Source organism: Jannaschia sp. Os4, assembly GCF_016820245.1.
Classification (GTDB): domain Bacteria; phylum Pseudomonadota; class Alphaproteobacteria; order Rhodobacterales; family Rhodobacteraceae; genus Jannaschia.
In genome coordinates, this window is record NZ_JAFCAR010000001.1 from 37,124 (window position 1) to 56,200 (window position 19,077).

The 19,077-nt window shown below is 75.8% G+C and carries 21 protein-coding genes and 1 riboswitch; of the genes, 14 read left to right on the top strand and 7 right to left on the bottom strand.

Going from position 1 to position 19,077, the window contains the following annotated elements; genetic code table 11:
* Positions 1–8: 8 nt before the first annotated feature.
* On the top strand, positions 9–923 hold the full coding sequence (locus JQC91_RS00200; RefSeq protein ID WP_203284760.1) for a pseudouridine-5'-phosphate glycosidase: 915 nt from the start codon (positions 9–11) through the stop codon (positions 921–923).
* Between the two features lie 45 nt (positions 924–968).
* Here JQC91_RS00200 and cobW read toward each other — a convergent pair whose 3' ends face one another.
* Together cobW and JQC91_RS00210 are read right to left on the bottom strand one after the other, a co-directional pair.
* A complete protein-coding gene (gene cobW, locus JQC91_RS00205; RefSeq protein ID WP_203284761.1) occupies positions 969–2,042 on the bottom strand; it encodes a cobalamin biosynthesis protein CobW in 1,074 nt (357 codons plus the stop codon).
* 62 nt (positions 2,043–2,104) lie between these two features.
* Entirely contained in the window at positions 2,105–2,731 is a 627-nt protein-coding gene (locus JQC91_RS00210) for a HupE/UreJ family protein (RefSeq protein ID WP_203284762.1), read from the bottom strand.
* A gap of 31 nt (positions 2,732–2,762) precedes the next feature.
* Positions 2,763–2,986: riboswitch (cobalamin riboswitch) on the bottom strand.
* 369 nt (positions 2,987–3,355) lie between these two features.
* Between JQC91_RS00210 and JQC91_RS00215 the strand changes: the two genes are divergently transcribed.
* From JQC91_RS00215 to JQC91_RS00225, 3 genes are all read left to right on the top strand, one after another.
* Positions 3,356–6,793, top strand: coding sequence for an AAA family ATPase (locus JQC91_RS00215; RefSeq protein ID WP_203284763.1), 3,438 nt, complete (start codon positions 3,356–3,358; stop codon positions 6,791–6,793).
* 281 nt (positions 6,794–7,074) lie between these two features.
* The gene (locus tag JQC91_RS00220) at positions 7,075–7,878 is read left to right on the top strand and encodes a transglutaminase family protein (protein WP_203284764.1); all 804 of its coding nucleotides are present in this window, start codon (positions 7,075–7,077) and stop codon (positions 7,876–7,878) included.
* Positions 7,879–7,899: 21 nt separating this feature from the next.
* On the top strand, positions 7,900–8,109 hold the full coding sequence (locus tag JQC91_RS00225) for a hypothetical protein (protein WP_203284765.1): 210 nt from the start codon (positions 7,900–7,902) through the stop codon (positions 8,107–8,109).
* 16 nt (positions 8,110–8,125) lie between these two features.
* Here JQC91_RS00225 and JQC91_RS00230 read toward each other — a convergent pair whose 3' ends face one another.
* From JQC91_RS00230 to JQC91_RS00245, 4 genes are all read right to left on the bottom strand, one after another.
* The gene (locus JQC91_RS00230; RefSeq protein WP_203284766.1) at positions 8,126–9,295 is read right to left on the bottom strand and encodes a lytic murein transglycosylase; all 1,170 of its coding nucleotides are present in this window, start codon (positions 9,293–9,295) and stop codon (positions 8,126–8,128) included.
* Positions 9,296–9,543: 248 nt separating this feature from the next.
* Positions 9,544–10,446, bottom strand: a complete 903-nt coding sequence (cbiB, locus tag JQC91_RS00235) for an adenosylcobinamide-phosphate synthase CbiB (RefSeq protein WP_343069876.1) — start codon at positions 10,444–10,446, stop codon at positions 9,544–9,546.
* A complete protein-coding gene (locus tag JQC91_RS00240) occupies positions 10,440–11,351 on the bottom strand; it encodes a threonine-phosphate decarboxylase (RefSeq protein WP_238941232.1) in 912 nt (303 codons plus the stop codon). The genes cbiB and JQC91_RS00240 overlap by 7 nt, the downstream gene beginning before the upstream one ends.
* A complete protein-coding gene (locus JQC91_RS00245) occupies positions 11,351–11,719 on the bottom strand; it encodes a DUF1636 domain-containing protein (RefSeq protein ID WP_203284769.1) in 369 nt (122 codons plus the stop codon). The genes JQC91_RS00240 and JQC91_RS00245 overlap by 1 nt, the downstream gene beginning before the upstream one ends.
* Positions 11,720–11,839: 120 nt before the next feature.
* Here JQC91_RS00245 and JQC91_RS00250 point away from each other — a divergent pair, with 120 nt between their 5' ends.
* The 3 genes from JQC91_RS00250 to JQC91_RS00260 all read left to right on the top strand — a co-directional run bounded on the left by JQC91_RS00250 (position 11,840) and on the right by JQC91_RS00260 (position 13,652).
* Positions 11,840–12,271 carry a hypothetical protein gene (locus tag JQC91_RS00250; protein ID WP_203284770.1) on the top strand — a complete coding sequence of 144 codons (432 nt, stop codon included), beginning with the start codon at positions 11,840–11,842 and terminating at the stop codon, positions 12,269–12,271.
* An 82-nt stretch (positions 12,272–12,353) separates the two neighbouring features.
* Positions 12,354–12,689: a hypothetical protein gene (locus JQC91_RS00255; protein ID WP_203284771.1), complete on the top strand. Its 336-nt coding sequence runs from the start codon at positions 12,354–12,356 to the stop codon at positions 12,687–12,689.
* 63 nt (positions 12,690–12,752) lie between these two features.
* Positions 12,753–13,652, top strand: coding sequence for a 50S ribosomal protein L11 methyltransferase (locus JQC91_RS00260; protein WP_203284772.1), 900 nt, complete (start codon positions 12,753–12,755; stop codon positions 13,650–13,652).
* Positions 13,653–13,668: 16 nt separating this feature from the next.
* Here JQC91_RS00260 and JQC91_RS00265 read toward each other — a convergent pair whose 3' ends face one another.
* Complete coding sequence (locus tag JQC91_RS00265; protein WP_203284773.1) at positions 13,669–13,848, bottom strand: hypothetical protein; 180 nt, start codon at positions 13,846–13,848, stop codon at positions 13,669–13,671.
* Positions 13,849–14,008: 160 nt separating this feature from the next.
* On the opposite strand from JQC91_RS00265, the gene ruvC reads away from it, so the two are divergent.
* The 7 genes from ruvC (at position 14,009) to JQC91_RS00300 (ending at position 19,050) form a co-directional block, all read left to right on the top strand.
* A complete protein-coding gene (ruvC, locus tag JQC91_RS00270) occupies positions 14,009–14,512 on the top strand; it encodes a crossover junction endodeoxyribonuclease RuvC (RefSeq protein ID WP_203284774.1) in 504 nt (167 codons plus the stop codon).
* The gene (gene ruvA, locus JQC91_RS00275) at positions 14,509–15,165 is read left to right on the top strand and encodes a Holliday junction branch migration protein RuvA (protein WP_203284775.1); all 657 of its coding nucleotides are present in this window, start codon (positions 14,509–14,511) and stop codon (positions 15,163–15,165) included. The genes ruvC and ruvA overlap by 4 nt, the downstream gene beginning before the upstream one ends.
* Positions 15,162–15,938: a hypothetical protein gene (locus tag JQC91_RS00280; protein ID WP_203284776.1), complete on the top strand. Its 777-nt coding sequence runs from the start codon at positions 15,162–15,164 to the stop codon at positions 15,936–15,938. Before ruvA ends, JQC91_RS00280 begins: the two co-directional genes overlap by 4 nt.
* A gap of 43 nt (positions 15,939–15,981) precedes the next feature.
* The gene (gene ruvB / locus JQC91_RS00285; RefSeq protein WP_203284777.1) at positions 15,982–17,004 is read left to right on the top strand and encodes a Holliday junction branch migration DNA helicase RuvB; all 1,023 of its coding nucleotides are present in this window, start codon (positions 15,982–15,984) and stop codon (positions 17,002–17,004) included.
* A gap of 338 nt (positions 17,005–17,342) precedes the next feature.
* Positions 17,343–17,987 carry a hypothetical protein gene (locus JQC91_RS00290; protein ID WP_238941233.1) on the top strand — a complete coding sequence of 215 codons (645 nt, stop codon included), beginning with the start codon at positions 17,343–17,345 and terminating at the stop codon, positions 17,985–17,987.
* Positions 17,984–18,373 carry a tol-pal system-associated acyl-CoA thioesterase gene (ybgC, locus tag JQC91_RS00295; RefSeq protein ID WP_203284778.1) on the top strand — a complete coding sequence of 130 codons (390 nt, stop codon included), beginning with the start codon at positions 17,984–17,986 and terminating at the stop codon, positions 18,371–18,373. The genes JQC91_RS00290 and ybgC overlap by 4 nt, the downstream gene beginning before the upstream one ends.
* Positions 18,374–18,396: 23 nt before the next feature.
* Positions 18,397–19,050, top strand: a complete 654-nt coding sequence (locus JQC91_RS00300) for a hypothetical protein (RefSeq protein WP_203284779.1) — start codon at positions 18,397–18,399, stop codon at positions 19,048–19,050.
* Positions 19,051–19,077 lie beyond the last annotated feature (27 nt).

Below are 19,077 nucleotides of genomic sequence, written 5' to 3' on the forward strand. Positions count from 1 at the left end.
GGACGCGCATGGCACCAGACCTGTCCGAAGAGGTGGCCGACGCCCGCGCCGAGGGGCGCGCGATCGTTGCGCTGGAATCCACGATCGTCAGCCATGGGATGCCGTGGCCCCGCAACGCCGAGGTGGCGCGCGCGGTCGAGGACGTCGTCCGGTCCCGCGGCGCCGTGCCCGCGACCTGCGCGGTGGTCGACGGGCGCCTGCGCGCCGGCCTCGACGACGCCGCGCTCGAACGGCTCGGGCGGGGCGGCGGGGTGGTCAAGGCCGCCTCCCGCGACCTCGCGGCGGCCGTCGCCCGCGGGCGGAGCGCGGGCACGACCGTGAGCGCCACGATGCGGATCGCGCACGCGGCGGGGATCGGGATCTTCGCCACGGGCGGCATCGGCGGCGTCCATCGGGGCGACGCGGCCGACGTCAGCGCCGACCTCTACGAGCTGGCCGCGACCCCGGTCTGCGTCGTCTGCGCGGGGGCGAAGTCGATCCTCGACATCCCGCGGACGCTGGAGCTGCTGGAGTCCCTGCGGGTGCCCGTGCTCGTCGAGGGGGCCGACGAGATGCCCGCCTTCTACGCGCGCGCCAGCGGCTGCGCGGCGCCGGAGCGGGTCGACGGCGCCGCCGAGATCGCCTCGATCCTGCGCGCGCACGCGGCCCTCGGCACGGGGTCCGGCGTCTTGGTGGCGAACCCGATCCCCGAGGCCGATGCGCTCGACGCCGACGCGATCGGCGCGCAGATCGAGGCCGCGCTCGGGGAGGCGGCGCGGCGCGGGGTCGCCGGTAAGGACGTCACCCCGTTCCTGCTGGCCCATCTCAACGCGCACCACGCGGCGGCCTTGGACGCCAATGTCGCGCTGGTGCGCGCGAACGCGGCCCTCGCGGCGGACGTCGCGCTCGAGGTGGCGCGGCGCCCGGCGGGGGACGCGGGCTGAAGCGCGGGCGCCGCGCCGGTCCGTGACGGTCCGGCGCGGGACGCCTCAGGCGGGTGCAGGCTCCGCTTGGAGCGCGGCGGCGATGGCGGCCCGGTCCAGCCCGGCGCGCCCGATCACGACCATGCGCGAGCCGCGCGGGTCCGCCCCCAGGGGCCGGTCGAAATGGTGGTCCACGCGGGGGCCGACGGCCTGGACCACGAGGCGCATCGGCTTGCCCGCCACCGAGGCGAACCCCTTGAGGCGCAGGACGCCGTGGGCGCGGATCACGTCCGACAGCCGGGCGGCGTAGGCTGCGGGGTCGTCCACCTCGGGTCCGTCGACGACGAAGGATTCGAAGGCGTCGTGGCCGTGGTCGTCGTGATCGTGGTGGTGGTCGTGATCGTCCTCGTCGTCGTGGTGATGGTGGTGGTGCACCTCGTGGCGGGCCGAGAGGTCGTCCTCGGCGGCCATGCCGCGGCCCAGCAGGACGTCGGCGGGCAGCGCGCCCATCGTGGCGGGCACGACCTGCACGCCGTCGCGCGCCTCGCCGGCCAAGCGGGCGACGAGGGCCTCCACGTCGTCCAACAGGTCGGCCTTGTTGACCACGATCATGTCGGCGCAGGCCATCTGGTCGGCGTAGAGCTCCGAGAGCGGCGTCTCGTGGTCCAGCCCGTCGTCCATGCGGCGCTGCGCGTCCACGGCGGCCACGTCGGCGGCGAAGGTGCCCGCCGCCACGGCGGGGCCGTCGAGCACGGTGACCACCCCGTCCACGGTGACGCGGGTGCGCAGGTCGGGCCACTGGAAGGCGCGGACGAGGGGCTGCGGCAGGGCGAGGCCGGAGGTCTCGATGACGATATGGTGGGGCGGATCGGGGCGGTCGATCAGCTTGAGCATCGCGGGGACGAAGTCGTCGGCCACGGTGCAGCAGATGCAGCCGTTCGACAGCTCCATCACGTCGTCGTCGGCGCAGCCCTCGATGCCGCAGCCCTTCAGCAGGCCGCCATCGACGCCGAGGTCGCCGAACTCGTTGATGATCAAGGCGATGCGGCGTCCGCCGGCGTTCTCGATCAGGTGGCGGATGAGGGTCGTCTTGCCGGCGCCGAGGAAGCCGGTGACGACGGTGGCGGGGATCTTGGACATGGGTGCAGGCTCCACGAAAGAGGCCGCCACCCCGGAGGTGGCGGCCTTCTGCGGTCAAGGGTTCAGGCGGCGATCAGCGCGACGAGCGGGCCTTCGACGACCTCCAGCAGGAGGAAGGTTCCCACGCCCGCGACGGCCGCGCCCGCGAGGCGGGCCGACAGGCGGTCGGCGCGGGCGGCCAGCGCCGCGACGCCGACGGCGATCGCGTATTGCGTCGCGCCGAGGCCCGCGAGGTAGCCCAGCATCACGGCCGCGGAGGCGCCGCCCTCCTGCCCGAGGATGGAGCCCGCGAATCCGGCGCCGTGGAAGAGGCCGAACCCGGCGACCAGGGTCAGGGTGAGCGCCGCGCCGGGCAGGCGGTTCGTGAGGATCAGGCCGCCGAGGACCACGAGCGAGGCGACGATCCCGACCTCCGCGAGCGGCAGGGCGAGGCCGAGGGAGACGGCGAGCGTGCCCGCGAGCATGGCGCCGACATAGGCGAGCGGGGCCTGCAACCCCTTGGAAAGGAAGGCGGAGGCGAGGCCGACGGCGACGACGAAGAAGAGGTGGTCGAAGCCGAGGACGGGGTGGCCGACGCCGGAGAGCGCGCCCTCGGCGAAGGTGGTCATGGGCAGGCCGCCCAAGGGGTGGTGGGCCAGCGCCGGGGTGGCGATCAGGGTCGCGCCGAGCGCGGCGAGGAAGCGGGTCATGTCATGTCTCCTGTGCCCGTCACACCCGACGGGGGGATTGCGCCTGCGCGGCTGGTCTCCCGGCTCGCGGGTCTCCGCTCGGCGCCGCCTTCCCAGAACCCCATTGGTCCCAGTGGCTTAGAGGCGCCTCGCTCACCGCTCACGGTCGCGGGGGCGGCCGTGGCTTCGGTGCCCTGGGTGGGTCCACCGCTCCACGTTCCCATTTGATCCCCTGGGCTTGCTGCCCGTCGGGGAACCACGCGCCGCGACGGTGCGCCGCATGGGGGAGGGGGTCAAGCGCTTCCGCGACGGGATGGGGGCCGGGGGCGTCGTGGACGCGAAACCGGCGTGCACCCCCCGTGCACCCCCCGTGCATACGTCGTGCATACGTCGTGCATACGCGCGTTCATACGCTCGGACACGTTTCGTTAACCCTTCGGAGGCCCGAGGGATCGGCGGAGCCGGACCGACCGGCGCTCCACCTCGGACCTTGGGATGCTCGTGGCAAGATGAGGGGGGTGGCGGCGATTCGGTGCAATCATGGGGCGAGTGGCCCCACGATCTTGGGGAAAACCCGCCACTCCGGGGCATATGCTGGGTGCGCGGGCTTGACGCGGGTGGGCGGGATGGGTCCGCTCCGGCCCGATGCGTTTCGACCGCCTCCGGCTGACGGGCTTCAAGAGCTTCGTCGATCCCACCGACCTCGTGATCGCGGACGGGCTGACCGGCGTGGTGGGGCCGAACGGCTGCGGCAAGTCGAACCTGCTGGAGGCGCTGCGCTGGGTGATGGGCGAGACGCGCCCCACCGCGATGCGCGGCGGCGGCATGGAGGACGTGATCTTCGCGGGCGCGGCCAGCCGCCCGGCGCGGGGCTTCGCGGAGGTGACGCTCTTGGTGGACAACGCCGAGCGGCTGGCCCCGGCGGCGTTCAACGAGAGCGACCAGATCGAGGTGACCCGCCGGATCACGCGGGACGCGGGGTCCGCCTACAAGCTGAACGGCAAGGACGTGCGAGCGCGGGACGTGGCGATGCTGTTCGCGGACGCGTCCACGGGGGCGCACTCGCCCGCGCTGGTACGGCAGGGGCAGATTTCGGAACTCATCAACGCCAAGCCCCAGAAGCGGCGGCGGGTGCTGGAGGAGGCGGCGGGCATCTCCGGCCTCTACCAGCGGCGGCACGAGGCGGAGCTGAAGCTGAACGCGACGAGCGCGAACCTCGCGCGGGTGGACGACGTGGTGGAAAACCTCGCGGCGCAGCTGGCCACCTTGGCGCGGCAGGCTCGGCAGGCGGCGCGTTACCGCGAGGTGTCCGAGGCGCTGGAGGTGGCGGAGTCGGCGCTGCTCGCCCGCCGCTTCCGCGAGGCGGAGGACGCGCTGGAGGCGGCGGAGGGCAGCCTGCGCGAGGCGGTGCTCGCCGCCTCCGCCGCCGAGCGGGCGGCACGCGCGGCGGACCAAGCGCGCGAGACGGCGGACGCGGCGCTGCCCCCGCTGCGCGAGGAGGCGGCCGTGGCGCAGGCCGTGCTGAACCGCGCGGAGGCCGCGCGCGAGACCTTGGACGAGAAGGTGCGGCGGGCGGAGCAGGCCATCGGCGGGATCGAGGGGCGACTGCGTCAGATCGCGAAGGACGCGGAGCGCGAGAGCGCGCTGGACGCCGACGCGCGGGAGACGCTGCGCGCGCTGGAGGCGGAGGCCGCCGACTTGGCCGAGCGCGGCGCGGACGAGCCCGCGCGCATCGCGGTGGCGAAGGAGGCGGCGTCCGCGGCGGCGGCGGGTCTGGCCGCGCGCGAGGAGGCGCTGGGCGAGGCGACGGAGCGGCTGGCGCGGCTGCAGGCGCGGCATGGCGCGGCGGAGCGGCTGGAGGGCGAGGCGCAGGGGCGGCTGGCCCGCGCCGAGGCGGAGATGGAGCGCGCCGACCGGGCGGCGGACGCGGCCCGCGCGGCGCTGGCCGAGGCGGAGCGCGAGGCGGCCTCGGGCGCGGCGGACCGGGCGCAGGCCGAAGCCGCGGCGGAGGCGGCGGAGGCCGCCTTGGTCGCCGCCGAGGCCGCGCGCGAGGCGGCGCAGGAGCGCGAGGGCGCGGCGCGCACCGCGCGGGCCGAGGCGGAGGGCGCGGCGACGGCGCTGCGCGCCGAGGTGTCGGCGCTGGAGAAGCTGCTCGCGCGGGACGGCGGCGGCGGGACGGCGCTGCTGGACCGGGTGCGCGTGGACGAGGGGTGGGAGGCCGCCTTGGGCGCGGCCTTCGGGGACGACCTCTCGGCGGGCGAGGACGCGGCGGACGGCGGGGGTTGGCGCGCCCTGCCCGACCGGGACGCGGGCGTGCCCGAGGGGGCGGAGGCGCTGGCGGCGCATGTCGAGGCGCCCGCCGTCCTCCGCCGGGCTCTTTCGGGGATCGGCGTGGTCGAGGGCGACCGGGCCGCGGCGATGCAGGCGGGCTTGGCCCCCGGTCAGGCGCTGGTGTCGAAGGACGGCGACCTGTGGCGGTGGGACGGCTACCGCGTGCCCGCCGAGGCGGCGCCGTCGGCGGCGGCGCTGCGGCTGCGGCAGGTGAACCGGCTGCAGTCGCTGCGGCGCGATCTGGAGGAGACGGAGGCGTCGCTCGCGGGCGCGCGGTCGGCGCACGAGACCTTGGGCCGGGAGTTGGAGGCGGCGCGCGCGGCGGATGCGGAGGCGCGGGCGGCGCGACGCGACGCGGACCGCGACCGCGCCGAGGCGGCGCGGCGGGCGGACCGGGCCGAGTCGGCGCAGGTGCTGGCGGCGGGGCGGCTGGAGACGGCGGGGCTGGCGCGCGGGCGGCACGAGGCGGAGCGGGACGAGGCCGCCGCCGCGCTGTCGGAGGCGAAGGCGGCGCGCATGGCGCTGGACCCGCTGGACGGGGCGCGGACGGCGCAGGTGGAGGCGCGGGCGGCGACCGAGGCGGCGCGGGCCGAGGCGGCCACCCTGCGGGCGGCCGCCGACGGGATGGCGCGGGAGGCGGAGGCGCGGGCGGCGCGGGCCGCCGCCGTGGAGAAGGACCGCCGGACGTGGGCGGACCGATTGGCCTCCGCCGGGGGCCGCGTGGCCGAACTGGAGGCGCGGCGGGCCAAGGCGGAGGCCGATCTGGCCGAGGCCCGGTCCCGGCCCGCGGCACTGGAGCGGGAGGGGGTCGCGCTGTCCGACACGCTGGACCGGGCGCGGGCGCGGGTGGCGGCGGCGACCGACGGGCTGGCCGAGGGGGAGCGGGCCGCGCGCGAGGCGGCGGTCGCGGCGCGGGACGCGGAGCGGGCGGCGGGCGAGGCGCGCGAGGTGCGGGCGCGGGCCGAGACGCGGCGCGAGGCGGCGGCGGACGCGGTGGGCGCGGCCGCCGAGCGCATCCGCGAGGCCTACGCCCTCGAGCCGCCCGCCCTGCTGTCGCGGATCGAGGGGGACCTGCCCCCGGCGGAGCGGCTGGAGACCGACATCGCGCGGCTGCGGCGGCAGCGCGACGGGCTGGGGTCCGTCAACCTGCGGGCCGAGGAGGACCGGGCGGCGGTGGCCGAGGAGCACGACACGCTCGTCGCGGAGAAGGCCGATCTGGAGGCCGCCGTGGCGGAGCTGCGCGCAGGCATCGCGGCGCTGAACAAGGAGGGGCGGCAGCGCCTGCTGGACGCGTTCGAGGGGGTGAACCGGGGCTTCGGGGACCTGTTCAAGCACCTCTTCGGCGGCGGCGAGGCGCGGCTGGAGCTGGTCGAGTCGGACGATCCCTTGGAGGCGGGGCTGGAGATCCTCGCCCAGCCGCCGGGCAAGCGGCTGACGCATCTGGGGCTGCTGTCCGGGGGGGAGCAGACGCTGACGGCCTTGGCGCTGATCTTCGCGGTGTTCCTCGCAAACCCGGCGCCGATCTGCGTGCTGGACGAGGTGGACGCGCCCTTGGACGACGCGAACGTGGGCCGGTTCTGCGACATGCTCGACGAGATGACGCAGCGGGCCGATACGCGCTTCCTCGTGATCACGCACCACGCGGTGACGATGGCGCGGATGGACCGGCTGTTCGGGGTGACGATGGCCGAGCAGGGCGTGTCGCAGCTGGTCAGCGTGGACCTGCGGGCGGCGGAGAGCTTGGTGGCGTAGGGGGCGGTGCGGACGGGGACCGGGGCGGGTTCGCTGGTTTCGGAGCGAAGCGCCCGCGCGGAACGCGAGGCGAAGCCGAGCCGCGCATCGCCGGGCCGTCCCCCGGCCCGGCGATTGGTCGAAGGTCCCGCGACGCTGGAGCGTCGTGCGGGGGTGATGGATAAACAGCGGAGCGGTAGTGGCGGATCGCCGCGCCACGGCCCTGCGATGCGCTTCCGTTCCGCCTCGGTGGAACCGGAGCGCCCCTCCCGCGTCGTCCTCGGCACCACGGGGGCCCTGCCATGATCCTGACCATCGACGTGACGCTCGACTACGCGGCCCCGGACGGGGCGGACGTGCTGCTGGCCGTGGAAGTCGCGCGCGAGGCGGCGGGGCAGCGGGTGCTGTCGGAGACGCTGGACCTGCACGGGGCGGCCGCGCGCGAGGTGCTGGGCGCGACGGGGTTCGGGCACCGCCGCTGGGTGCGGGCCGAGGGCGCGCTGCGGGTGGACTACGCCGCGCGGGTGGAGGTGGACCGGCCGGTGCCGGACCTGTCGGCGCTGGGGGGCGACCCCCCGCGCGACCTCGACGGTACGGCGACCGAGATGCTGATGGCGTCGCGCTACTGCCCCGCCGACCGGTTCGGGGCCTTCGTGCAGGCCGAGTTCCCGGGCCTCGGCGGCGGCGCCTTGGTGGCCGCGATCCGGGCGTGGGTGCACGATCACCTGACCTATACGCCCGGCTCGTCCACGGGGGCGACGACCGCGCTGGAGACCTTCGTGGAGCGGCGGGGCATCTGCCGCGACTACGCGCATCTCGTCGTGACCTTGGCGCGGGCGGGCGGGGTGCCCGCGCGCATGGCCTCGGTCTACGCGCCGCACGTCGAGCCGCCGGACTTCCACGCGGTGGCCGAGGTCTGGCTGGACGAGGCGTGGCACCTCGTGGACGCGACGGGCATGGCGGGCGCGGACGAGATCGCGCTGGTGGGCGTGGGGCGGGACGCGGCGGACCTCGCCTTCCTCACGTCCTACGGGGGGCTTGAGTTCCGGACGCAGGAGGTACGCGTCGCCGTCGAGGGGAACGATGGGGGCGGGTCCGGGGGTTGAGGCCCCGACCAGGAGGACGACATGACCGATCAGAGCAAGGACGTGCCGCGCGACGCCGACGGCGAGCCGAAGATCCACGACGCGGACCGCCCGTCGGAGACGGCGGGGCAGCCCTCGATGGGGGACGGGGCGTCGGGCGCGCGCTACCTGAAGGACGTGGGCACCGGCTCGCTGGAGAGCGACGCCAAGGAGCCGGTGGCCCCCTCGGCGGAGGACATGCCCAAGGGGTGAGGGCGCGAGACCTGCGTCAGCCGCCCAAGGCGCGCAGCAGGTCCGCCGTGGGCCAGCCGTCGGCGGGCAGGCCGAGGCGCGCCTGCTCGGCCCGCACGGCGCGGCGCGTATTGCGCCCGAGGATGCCGTCCACGTCGCCGACGTCGTGGCCGCGCGCGACCAGCGCCCGCTGCAGCCGCTCCATCGCCGCCCCGTCCAGCCCCGCCGACGCCCCGTCGCCCCGGAACACCGGCGCGCCCGACAGGCGGCCCGCGAAGTAGGCGGCGGTGGCGACGTAGACGAAGGACTCGTTCCACTCGAACAGCACTTGGAAGTTCGGGAAGGCGAGGAAGACCGGCCCGGTCCGCCCCTGCGGCGCCACCACGCTGGCGGGCAGGTCGGGCGGCACGGTGCCCCAGCGGGGCGCGAGGCCCATGCCGAGCCATTCGGACGCGGGACGGGTCACGTCGAGGCCGGACTGGGACCAGTCGAAGGCGGCGGGCATGTCCACCTCGATCAGCCACGGCTCGCCCGCGCGCCAGCCCAGCTCCGACAGCAGCCGCGCGCCGGAGATCAGGGCGTCGGGCGCGGAGCCCTTCAGGTCCACCACCCCGTCGCCGTCGCCGTCCGTGCCGCGTTCGAGGATGTCGCCGGGCAGCATCTGCACCTGCCCGATCTCGCCCGCCCACGCGCCCGTCGTGCGGGCCGGGTCGAAGTCGCCCCGCGCCGTCAGCTCCATCGCGGCGATGACCTGCGGGCGGAACAGCTCGGGGCGGCGGCAGTCGTGGGCCAGCGTCACGAGGCTGTCGCGGGTGAGGAAGTCGCCCTGCACCGCGCCGTAGTCGGTCTCGAAGGCCCAGAAGGCGAGGAGGATGCCGCGCGGCACGCCGTATTCGGCCTCGGCCCGGTCGAGGATCGCGTCGAAGCGGTCGGCGTTGGCGGCGCCGCGCCGGATGCGGTCGGCGGAGATGAGGCGGCGGGCGAAGTCCACGAAGGGGATCTGGAACACGCCTTGGCGGCGGTCCGCGTCCAGCGTGCGCTGGTCGAGCCGGGCCCCCGCGAGGAAGCGGTCGATGGCGGAGTCCGGGATGCCCTCGGCGCGCGCCTCGGCGCGCAGGCCGTCGAGGAAGGTGCCGAAGTCGCCGCCGCAGGTCTGGGCGGTGGCAAGGGAGGGCAGCAGGAGGAACGGGAGGGCGAGGATGCGCATGGGGGTCTCCGGGCGATGGGTCGGGGCGGGGTACGCGACCGGCGGGGGCGGGCCAAGCGTATCGGATGACGTCTCGGTGAACGGAGCGCGTCGGCGGGCCGCGGCGCGGCGATGCGACCTCGGTGCGGATCGCTTTATCCCATACCCCCGCACGACGCGGCGGCGGCGCGCCGTCGGTTCGGGATCGCCGGGCCGGGGGGCGGCCCGGCGATGCGCGGACCGCTGCGCGGTCGTTTCGCGCCGGGTGCCTAGAGCAGCCGGAGCGCCGACACCGGCACCGACAGCGCGACCAGCGCCCACCAAACCCGCCAGAGCAGGGCCACCGCGCGGTCCACCTCCGCCGGGCCGATGGAGCGTGCGCCCTCGGGGTTCACGAAGGGATGGTTCTCCTCCACTCCGCCGTAGCTGCGCGGCCCCGACACAGCCACGCCCAGAGCGCGCGCCGCCGCCGCCTCGGGCCAGCCCGCGTTGGGGGAGCGGTGGCGGTGGGCCTCGGCAGCGACGCCGCGCCACGGCGCGCGGTGGAGCAGGAGGATCAGCGCCGCCGTCAGCCGCGCGGGAATCCAGTTGGCCACGTCGTCAAGCCGCGCGGCCGCCCAGCCGAAGGCGGCGTGGCGCGGCGTCAGGTAGCCGATGGTCGAGTCGGCGGTGTTGAGCGCCTTGTAGGCCGCCAGCGCGGGCAGGCCGCCCACCGCGAACCAGAAGGCGGGGGCGACCACGCCGTCCGACAGGTTCTCGGCCGCGCTCTCGATGGCCGCGCGGGCCACCTGCGCCTCGTCCATGGCGGCGGTGTCGCGGCCCACGATCATGGCGACGGCGGCGCGGCCCTCCGGGAGGGCGCGGCGCAGCGCGGTGGCGACGGCCGCGACGTGGTCGGCCAGCGAGCGCTGGGCGAGGAGGATGGCGGCGGCGGCGACCTCCAGCACACCCGCGTCGGGGATCGCGGCCACGGCCCAGCCCGCCCCGCCCCAGAGCGCGAGGTGGAGGGCGAGGGCAAGGATGCCCTTCGCCCGGCGCGCGGACCCGCGGTTGAGGCGGCGGTCCAGCGCCTCGATGCCCCGGCCCATGAGGACCGCCGGGTGCGGCGCGCGCGACCAGAGCCAGCGCGGCTCGCCCAAGGCGCCGTCGAGCAGGAGGGCGAGGGTCAGCACAGGGCCGCCTCGAGCCGCGCCCAGCCGCCGGGGGCGGGGAGGCCGAGGCGGACCCATGTGCCGCTGTAGGGGAAGGTGCGGACGAGGATGCGGGCGCGGCCCATGCGTTCGGCGAACGACTCCGCGTCGGGGACGGACCAGAGGCGGAAGAGGTCGGTGCCGCCTGCGAGGGCGCCGTGGGGGGCCATGAGCGCGTCGAGCCGGGCAGCGTCGGTGGCGAGGCGGGCGCGGGTGGCACGGGCCCAGCCGGGGTCCGACAGCGCCCGCGCCCCGATCCGCAGCGCCGGGCCGGACACGGCCCACGGGCCGATCGCCTCGGCCAAGGGGGCGAGCGTGCCGGGGTGGCCGATGGCGAAGCCGAGGCGCAGGCCCGCGAGGCCCCAGAACTTGCCGAAGGACTTGAGGACGACGCGGCCGGGCGCGGCGGCCTCGGCGATGCGGGTGGCCTCCGGCGTCACGTCGCAGAAGGACTCGTCGATGACTGTGAAGGCGGCCGCCTCGGACGACAGGCGCCCGTCCGGGTTGTTCGGATGCACGACCACCAGCGCGTCCCCCTGCCCCTCCGGGACGCTGTGGGCGCGGAACGCGGCGGCGTGCTCGTTGTAGGTCGGGCCGGGGATGCGGACCGGGCCGGGCGGCGCCAGCATCGGCAGCTTGGCGATCAGCGCCGAGGCGCCCGGCGCGGCGAGCACCATGGCCGCGTCGGGGACGTCCCAGAATGCGCGGGCGGCGGCCTCCAAGGCGGCGAAGGCGTCCGCGTCCGGCAGCGCCTGCCAGTCGCGGGCTATCAGATCGGGCAGCGGATAGGGGACCGGGTTGATGCCGGTCGAGAGGTCGAGCCACTCCGCCGCCTCGCCGCCCCAGCGGGCGCGGGCGGCGGCCAGCCCTCCGCCGTGGTCGCGCATCAGTCGAGCGGGGGGTGGCGCGTGACGAAGTGGCCCTTCACCGCGGCGGGCCATTCCCGGTAGGGCACCACGCCCGTCTCGCGGGCCGCATGGTCGGCAGCGTAGGCGACGATCCCCTCCGCCGCCGCCTCGGACGGCTCGAACCGGCCCAGCGTGTAGGCCATCTTTCCGGGCGCCTGCAGCGCGACGTTGCACGCCCCCGCGCAGCCCATCAGGCAGGAGTGGCGGCGCACCGACACGCCGTCCGCGCCCGCCGCGGCGGCCTCGATCAGATCGGCGAGGCGCGCGCCGTCGGTGGCCCCGGAGGCGGCGTCCCAACCCTCGAGCTTGCAGGTGTCGCAGACGGTGATGGTGGTCGGCGTCGTCATGGGCCGGTGGCTAGCTTCCGCCGACGGGGGACGCAACGCGGGGCGCGTTTACCTTACGTTAAGAAACCCGGCCGAGACCGGTCCGCGAGGGACATCGAGAGAACCGATCCGGAGGGTGGGATGCACGCAGACGCCGTCGTTTTGCTCGTCGGGCCGCGCCTTTGGCGCGAGCGCCGGCGGATCGGGGGGCTGCTCGCCCGGCGGGGGCTGGGCGCGCGCTTCGCCCGCGGCGCGCGCGAGGCGGAGGCGGCGCTGCTGTCGACCGCGCCGGCCGCGATCGTCCTCGACGCGACCGGGGCGCCCGGCGCGGGCGGGGACGGCTTCGCGGCTGCGGACCTCGCCGCCTACCGCCATCCCGGCGTCCCGGTCGTCGTCCTCGGCGGCGCGGGCTGCGCGGACGGATCCCTGTTCGCGCGGGGGCCGAACGTGCGGGCGGTGCTGCCCCACGCCGTGCCGCTCGCCGACCTCGTGGAGGTGGCGGCGTGGCAGGCGGGGCCGTCCCGCGCCGCCGCCCCCCGCGCCCGGGCAGCGCAGGTCGCCGTCCCGGCGTGACGGATCGGCAACGCCGCACCATCGCGGCGCCCCATTCGCGGCGCATCCTCCGGCGGTCCCCCGTCCCGACCGCGAGGCTCCCATGCCCTCCTCCAAGTCCCGCACCCTCCGCGACCAAGCCCTGCTGACGCTCTGGGCGGCGGCGGGCGTGGCCGCGGCGACCTTGGCCGGCACGGCGCAGGCGCCGACGCGGCTGGCCCTAGACGCGGCCCCGGTGGACACCGCCTTCGCCGACGACGCGCCCGAATGGGTCGACGCGATGGCCGAGCTGGCCGTCGAGGAGGACGGCTACCTCGCGTGGGCCGACGCGCGCTACGCCCGGATGCGGGCGGCGGACCCGGCGGACGGCGCGCTCGCCCTCGAGCATGCCTCCATCCGCGCGGAGATGGCGCGCCGGGGCCTGCCCGCCCTGCCCTAGCGCCCGCGTCTGGACGCACCGCGCGCCCTGCCCTATCCGCGCCGCACCCCCGAGGAGGCGCGCATGGACCCGCAGGACAACCCCTTCACCCCCGCCACGTGGACCGCGCTGACCACGCTCGCCGGTCCCGGCCCCGCCGAGGGGCTCGGCGCCGCGATGGAGGAGATGGACCCCGCCCCCGTCGGCATCGGCGTGTTCGAGATGGAGGACGGGTCGGGCCTGTGGGAGGTCGGCGCCTACTTCACCCAGGCCCCCTCCGACATCGACCTCGCGCTGCTCGCCGCCGCCTTCGGAGCCAAGCCCTTCGCGGTGTCGGAACTGCCCGAGACGGACTGGGTCGCCCATGTGCGGCGCGACCTGCATCCCGTCGCGGCGGGGCGGTTCTTCGTCTACGGCAGCCACGACGCGGACAAGGTGCCCGAGGGTGCCGTGCCCCTGCTGGTCGAGGCGGCGATGGCCTTCGGCACAGGCCACCACGGCACGACCCAAGGGTGCCTCGAGGCGTTCGACGCGCTGCTGGCGGACGGCCTCGCCCCCGGCCCGGTGGCGGACGTGGGCGCGGGGACGGCGGTGCTGGCGATGGCGGCGGCGCGGGTCTGGGGCGGGGACGTGCCCATCGTGGCCTCCGACATCGACGCGGTGGCCGTCGAGGTGGCGGCGGCGAACGTCGCGGCGAACGGCCTCGGCGGCACGGTGGAATGCGTGGAGGCGGCGGGGTTCGGGCATCCGGTCCTCGGGCGGCACGCGCCCTACGCCCTGATCTTCGCGAACATCCTCAAGGGGCCGCTGATCGACCTCGCCCCGGACATGGCCGCGCATTGCGCGCCGGGCGGCCACGCGATCCTTTCGGGGCTGCTGGACCGGCAGGCGGACGAGGTGCGGACGGCCTACGAGGCGGCGGGCTTCGCGGAGGCCGCGCGGCGGTCGCTCGAGGGGTGGACCACGCTGACGCTGCGGCGCTGAGGGCGCGGCGCGCGCCTCAGGCCAGCCGCCTCGGCGCCACCTCGCCCTCGACGGGCAGGCCCGCGTCGCGGCGGTCGCGGTCCGACAGGCGGTCGAGCGGCGCGCCCTCGGACAGGCGCGTGGCCCCGGTCATCGCCGGGACGTCGGCCGTGGGCGGGGCCGGGCGGAGCGGGTCGAGCAGGCGGAGCGGGTCCATGGGGACCTCCCGGAACTGAGCTGGCTGCGGTGCGCTCGCCCATAGCACGACCCCGCCGTCCACGCGTCGCCCGCCCTTGCAAACCCGCCCTTTCCCGGCGGCGGTCCGCCGTGATAGGCGGAGCACGGAACGAGAGGTGAACGTCTCGGCGGAGGGGCAGATGCGCGTGATGGGGATCGATCCGGGGCTCAGGGCCTGCGGCTGGGGCGTGATCGACGTGGACGGCGGGCGCCAGCGCTTCGTCGCCTGTGGCACGGTGCGCCCCGGGGGCACGGCGCTGTCCGACCGGCTCCTGGACCTGCACCGCGGGCTCGCCGCGCTGGTCGAGGCGCACCGCCCCGACGCGGGCGCGATCGAGCAGACCTTCGTGAACCGCGACGGGCAGGGCACGCTGAAGCTCGGGCAGGCGCGGGGCGTCGCGCTGCTGGCCTTGGCGCAGGCGGGGCTGGCGGTGGGCGAGTACGCCAACAACGCGGTCAAGAAGGCCGTCGTCGGCGTGGGGCGCGCGGACAAGCGCCAGATCGGGCACATGATCCGGCTGCAACTGCCCGGCGCGGACCCGGATTCCGACGACGCCGCCGACGCGCTGGCCATCGCGCTGACCCACGCCTTCCACCTCGCCGCCGGGTCCAAGCTGGCCGACGCCTTGGGGGCCGGGCGATGATCGGGCGGCTATCGGGGCGGCTGGACCACAAGGGGACGGACCACGTGCTGCTGGACGTGGGCGGCGTGGGCTACGTCGTACACGTCTCGGACCGGACGCTCGCCGCGTTGCCCCCCGTGGGGTCGCCCGCGCGCCTCTGGACGGAGCTCCTCGTGCGCGAGGACCTGATGCAGCTCTTCGGGTTCATGACCGTGCAGGAGCGGGAGTGGCACCGCCTCCTGACCTCCGTGCAGGGGATCGGGGCGAAGGCGTCGCTGGCCATCCTCGGCACGCTGGGGGCGGAGGGGATCGGGCGGGCCATCGCCTTGGGCGACGCGGCCTCCGTGCGGGCGGCGCCCGGCGTCGGCCCGAAAATCGCGGCGCGCGTGGTCAACGAGCTGAAGGGCAAGGCGCCCGCGCTGATGATGCAGGGGGGCGACGAGCCCTTGGTCGAGATCGACCTCCCAGACGCCCCCGCGCCCGCCGCCGCCCCGGTCAAGCAGGCCGCGCCCAAGGCCGCCGCCTCCCAGTCCGAGGCGCTCTCGGCGCTGGCCAACCTCGGCTACGCCCCCACCGACGCCGCCCGCGCCGTGGCCGAGGCGGCGGGCGAGGGCGAAGGCGACACCGCGACGCTGATCCGCGCGGCGCTGAAGAAGCTGGCGCCGGGGGGATGATGCGGCTCCGGGGGCTCCTCACGGCGTTCGCCGTCGGCGTGGCAGCCTGCGCCGGGTGGGCCGACGGCCGTCCCGACCTGAACCTGCAGCCGCCGAGCGCGATCCCGGCCGATCTCGACCCGTGCCGCCACTTCGTCCCCGGCGAGCCGATGGTGCGCTTCAGCATCCTCAGACGGCTCGATGGCGGCACGGTGCCCATGCGCGTCCCCGCGCGCTACCTCGTGCGCGCGCCCTTGGGCGACGGCGCGGTGGTGCCAACGGCGCTGTTCTCGGGGATCGAGATCCCGACCTTCGAGCCCCTGCCGCGCCGCGAGACGCGCCGCCGCGTCCGCGAGCGCCTGACGTGGGACTGGTTCAGCTTCATCGTGACGGACCTGCGGCCGACGGCGGAGACGGCGGGGCTCAACATGCGCCGCAACGACCTCGAGTTCGGCGATCCACGCCGGGTGGAGGAGTTGGAGACGCCGGTCGATCCACTCTCCCTCCCGTTGATCCCGGCAGATCACGGACTGACGCAGGTGCTGCCCGGCCCCGACCGCGGTCGGGGCGAGGACATCTTCGTCCACACCGACGCGGAAGGCGAGTTGGAGGGGTGGCTCAAGTGCAGCTACGTCGGCCTCGGCTTCACGCGGAACGCGGGGTGCCAGCACTACTTCCGCGTGTCGGGCGTCGATGTGCGGGCCAGCTACCTCCGCACCGAACTGCCGAACTGGCGCATCCTCCACGACCACGTCACGCGCTTCCTCGCCTGCGCGACGAATGGCGCGGCCTGACCTGCCCCTCGCCGCCTCCCCTGTGGACACCTAGATTGACGCCATGACCCGCGACCCCATCCTCGACCCCGCCGCGCGCGACGACCAAGACCGCGCCCTGCGCCCCCAGTCCCTCGACGAGTTCGTGGGCCAGGCCGAGGCGCGGGCGAACCTGCGCGTGTTCGTGGAATCCGCCAAGCGCCGGGGCGAGGCGATGGACCACGTGCTGTTCCACGGCCCGCCGGGCCTCGGCAAGACGACGCTGGCCCAGATCATGGCGCGGGAACTGGGCGTGGGCTTCCGCATGACCTCCGGGCCGGTGCTGGCCAAGGCAGGCGACCTCGCCGCGATCCTGACCAACCTCGAGCGCAACGACGTCCTCTTCATCGACGAGATCCACCGCCTGAACCCGGCCGTCGAGGAGGTGCTCTACCCCGCGCTGGAGGACTACGCGCTGGACCTCGTGATCGGCGAGGGGCCGGCCGCGCGCACCGTGCGCATCGACCTGCAGCCCTTCACGCTGGTGGGGGCCACGACGCGGCTGGGCCTGCTGACGACGCCCTTGCGGGACCGCTTCGGCATCCCCGTGCGGCTGCAGTTCTACACCGAGGACGAGCTGTTCCGGATCGTCCAGCGCGGCGCCCGGCTGCTGGGCGCGCCCGCGACCGAGGACGGCGCCCGCGAGATCGCGCGGCGCGCCCGCGGCACGCCCCGCATCGCGGGCCGCCTGCTGCGCCGGGTCGTGGACTTCGCCGTGGTCGAGGGGGACGGCACCGTGGGCCGCGAGGTGGCGGACTCGGCGCTGACGCGGCTCGGCGTGGACCATCTCGGCCTCGACGCGGCGGACCGGCGCTACCTGACGATCATCGCGGACGACTACGGCGGCGGGCCCGTCGGCATCGAGACCATCGCCGCCGCCATGTCCGAGAGCCGGGACGCCATCGAGGAGGTGATCGAGCCCTACCTCCTCCAGCAGGGCCTGATCGCGCGCACGCCGCGCGGGCGGATGCTCGCGCGCAAGGGCTGGCGGCACCTCGGGCTGGAGGCGCCGGAGCGCCCGTCGCAGGACGACCTGTTCGAGGGCTAGGAGCCGCCCTGCCGCACGATCGCCCGTTGCACGAACGACTCACTCCCCACCCCCTCCAGATTCACCCTTCACAGATGCGATTCGCGGGTGTTACGAATCAGGCGTCACGGGAGGCGTCAGATCACCCGGACGAGGCAGTGACATCGGGATTGGGCGGTATGCGGACATTCGTATTCGTGGCGTCGGGAGCGTTGCTCCTGGCGGGGGCCTCTTGGGCGGACGGGATCCCTACGATCCTTTCGGCGCTGGAGGCGGTCGGACCTTAAAGGTACCACGGACGCGGCGGGTCTTCGGACCCGCCGCTTCACCATCCGGACCACGCGTGCCACACCGCGCGCATGACCGACGACGACATGCAGGCGACGCCCGACGCGGTCGCCGCGCTCTTCACCCGCACCGACGGCAGCTACCTCTTCGCGCGCTGGGGCCGCCCCCTCGCGCCCGTGGTGTTCGGCGTCGAGGACGCCACCATCGCCACCGTGAAGGGCGCGTTCGAGGCGTGCTGCGCGCTCACGGGCCATTCCATGGCCGAGACGGACCCCGAACTCGGCGCCAACCTCATGGTCTTCTTCGTCCGCGACTGGGACGAGCTGCGCCGCGTCCCCGACCTCGACCGCCTGATCGACGGGCTGCACCCCCTGCTCGACCGGCTGGGGGCGGCCGACGCCAACCAGTATCGCGTGTTCCGCTTCGACGGGGACGGCGCGATCCGCGCCTGCTTCGCCTTCGCCCGGATGGACGCGCACCTGAGCGCCGTGCCCGCCCAGACCCTCGCGCTCTCGATGGCGGTGCAGTCGATGCTGCTCTGGTCGGACGCGGCCTTCCGCGACCGCTCGCCCTTGGCGATGGCGGACGGGGTGGCGGTGCTGCGCCCCGACGTGGCCGCCGTGATGCGCGCGGGCTACGACCCGGTGCTGCCCGCGATGGCCGACGACCCCGCCCACGCCTACCGGCTGGCCGCGCGGGCGGGGCGCCCGCAATGACCCACCGCTGGCCGATCCGCGTCTACTACGAGGACACGGACATGGCGGGGATCGTGTATCACGCCAACTACCTCAAGTTCTGCGAGCGCGCCCGCTCCGAGATGGTGCGCGAGGCGGGCATCGACCAAGCGGCGATGCGCGCCGACGGCGTGGTGTTCGCGGTGACGCGCATGGTCTGCGACTTCCGCCGGACGGCCCGCTACGACGACGAGCTGGTCGTCTCGACCGAGGTGACCGGCATGTCCCCCGCCCGGTTCGAGATGGCGCAGGTCGTGCGGCGCGGCGCGGAGGCCGTGTTCGAGGCGCAGGTCACCGTCGCCTGCCTCGACGCGCGCGGGCGGCCCGTGCGCCTGCCGCCCGCCGTCCGGGCGCTCACCGGACGTTAACCCCCCGCGTGCCATCGGGGGGCATGACCTTCGATGCCCCCACCCTCCTGCTGTCGCTGCTCGCGCCCCTCGCCGGCGGCGCGGCCGCCGATCACGCCGCGGTCTGCGCCGGCCGCACGGACGACGCGGCGCGCCTGCGCTGCTGGGACCGGCTGGCCTTGGGCGTCGTGACGCCCCCCGCGCCCGCCTTCGCCCGCCCCGACCACGCCATCCCCGACGCCGCCCCCGCCGCCGACACGGCCCCGGTGCAGGGCGCGTGGCGGCTGCGCGCCACGCCCGGCTTCGACGGGGAGGAGGTGATCGCCGCCCTGCGCAGCGACGCGCCCGTGGGCTGCGGCGCGGGGCACGCGACGCTCTACCTGCGCTGCGTGGACGGGCGGACCTCGCTCTACCTGCTGCACGGCTGCGACACCCGCGCCATCGACGAGGACTGGCCGGTGGAGATGCGGATCGACGGCGGCCCCGCGCGCACGGTGCAGATGCGCCCCGCCGCCGAGGGCGACGCGCTGGGCCTGTGGACCTACGCCGCGGCCCGCCCGGTGGCCGAGGCGATGACCGGCGCCCGCGCCCTGCGCCTGCGGTTCCGCGACTATCTCGGGCGGACGCGGGCGGTGGGCTTCGCGGCGCGCGGCGCGGGCGCGGCGGTCCACGCGGTGCGCTCGGCCTGCGGCTGGTGAGGGCGGCCCCCGCACCTCACGTCCAGT

Bases quoted from the DNA above. Each gene is read 5' to 3' on its own strand.
- ruvA (WP_203284775.1), top strand. From the start codon at position 14,509: ATGATCGGGCGGCTATCGGGGCGGCTGGACCACAAGGGGACGGACCAC.
- JQC91_RS00240 (WP_238941232.1), bottom strand. From the start codon at position 11,351: ATGCGCGACCACGGCGGAGGGCTGGCCGCCGCCCGCGCCCGCTGGGGC.
- JQC91_RS00290 (WP_238941233.1), top strand. From the start codon at position 17,343: ATGACCGACGACGACATGCAGGCGACGCCCGACGCGGTCGCCGCGCTC.
- ruvC (WP_203284774.1), top strand. From the start codon at position 14,009: ATGCGCGTGATGGGGATCGATCCGGGGCTCAGGGCCTGCGGCTGGGGC.
- cobW (WP_203284761.1), bottom strand. From the start codon at position 2,042: ATGTCCAAGATCCCCGCCACCGTCGTCACCGGCTTCCTCGGCGCCGGC.
- JQC91_RS00230 (WP_203284766.1), bottom strand. From the start codon at position 9,295: ATGCGCATCCTCGCCCTCCCGTTCCTCCTGCTGCCCTCCCTTGCCACC.
- JQC91_RS00250 (WP_203284770.1), top strand. From the start codon at position 11,840: ATGCACGCAGACGCCGTCGTTTTGCTCGTCGGGCCGCGCCTTTGGCGC.
- JQC91_RS00300 (WP_203284779.1), top strand. From the start codon at position 18,397: ATGACCTTCGATGCCCCCACCCTCCTGCTGTCGCTGCTCGCGCCCCTC.
- JQC91_RS00265 (WP_203284773.1), bottom strand. From the start codon at position 13,848: ATGGACCCGCTCCGCCTGCTCGACCCGCTCCGCCCGGCCCCGCCCACG.
- JQC91_RS00280 (WP_203284776.1), top strand. From the start codon at position 15,162: ATGATGCGGCTCCGGGGGCTCCTCACGGCGTTCGCCGTCGGCGTGGCA.
- ruvB (WP_203284777.1), top strand. From the start codon at position 15,982: ATGACCCGCGACCCCATCCTCGACCCCGCCGCGCGCGACGACCAAGAC.
- ybgC (WP_203284778.1), top strand. From the start codon at position 17,984: ATGACCCACCGCTGGCCGATCCGCGTCTACTACGAGGACACGGACATG.
- JQC91_RS00245 (WP_203284769.1), bottom strand. From the start codon at position 11,719: ATGACGACGCCGACCACCATCACCGTCTGCGACACCTGCAAGCTCGAG.
- JQC91_RS00260 (WP_203284772.1), top strand. From the start codon at position 12,753: ATGGACCCGCAGGACAACCCCTTCACCCCCGCCACGTGGACCGCGCTG.
- JQC91_RS00225 (WP_203284765.1), top strand. From the start codon at position 7,900: ATGACCGATCAGAGCAAGGACGTGCCGCGCGACGCCGACGGCGAGCCG.
- JQC91_RS00215 (WP_203284763.1), top strand. From the start codon at position 3,356: ATGCGTTTCGACCGCCTCCGGCTGACGGGCTTCAAGAGCTTCGTCGAT.
- JQC91_RS00255 (WP_203284771.1), top strand. From the start codon at position 12,354: ATGCCCTCCTCCAAGTCCCGCACCCTCCGCGACCAAGCCCTGCTGACG.
- JQC91_RS00220 (WP_203284764.1), top strand. From the start codon at position 7,075: ATGATCCTGACCATCGACGTGACGCTCGACTACGCGGCCCCGGACGGG.
- JQC91_RS00210 (WP_203284762.1), bottom strand. From the start codon at position 2,731: ATGACCCGCTTCCTCGCCGCGCTCGGCGCGACCCTGATCGCCACCCCG.
- JQC91_RS00200 (WP_203284760.1), top strand. From the start codon at position 9: ATGGCACCAGACCTGTCCGAAGAGGTGGCCGACGCCCGCGCCGAGGGG.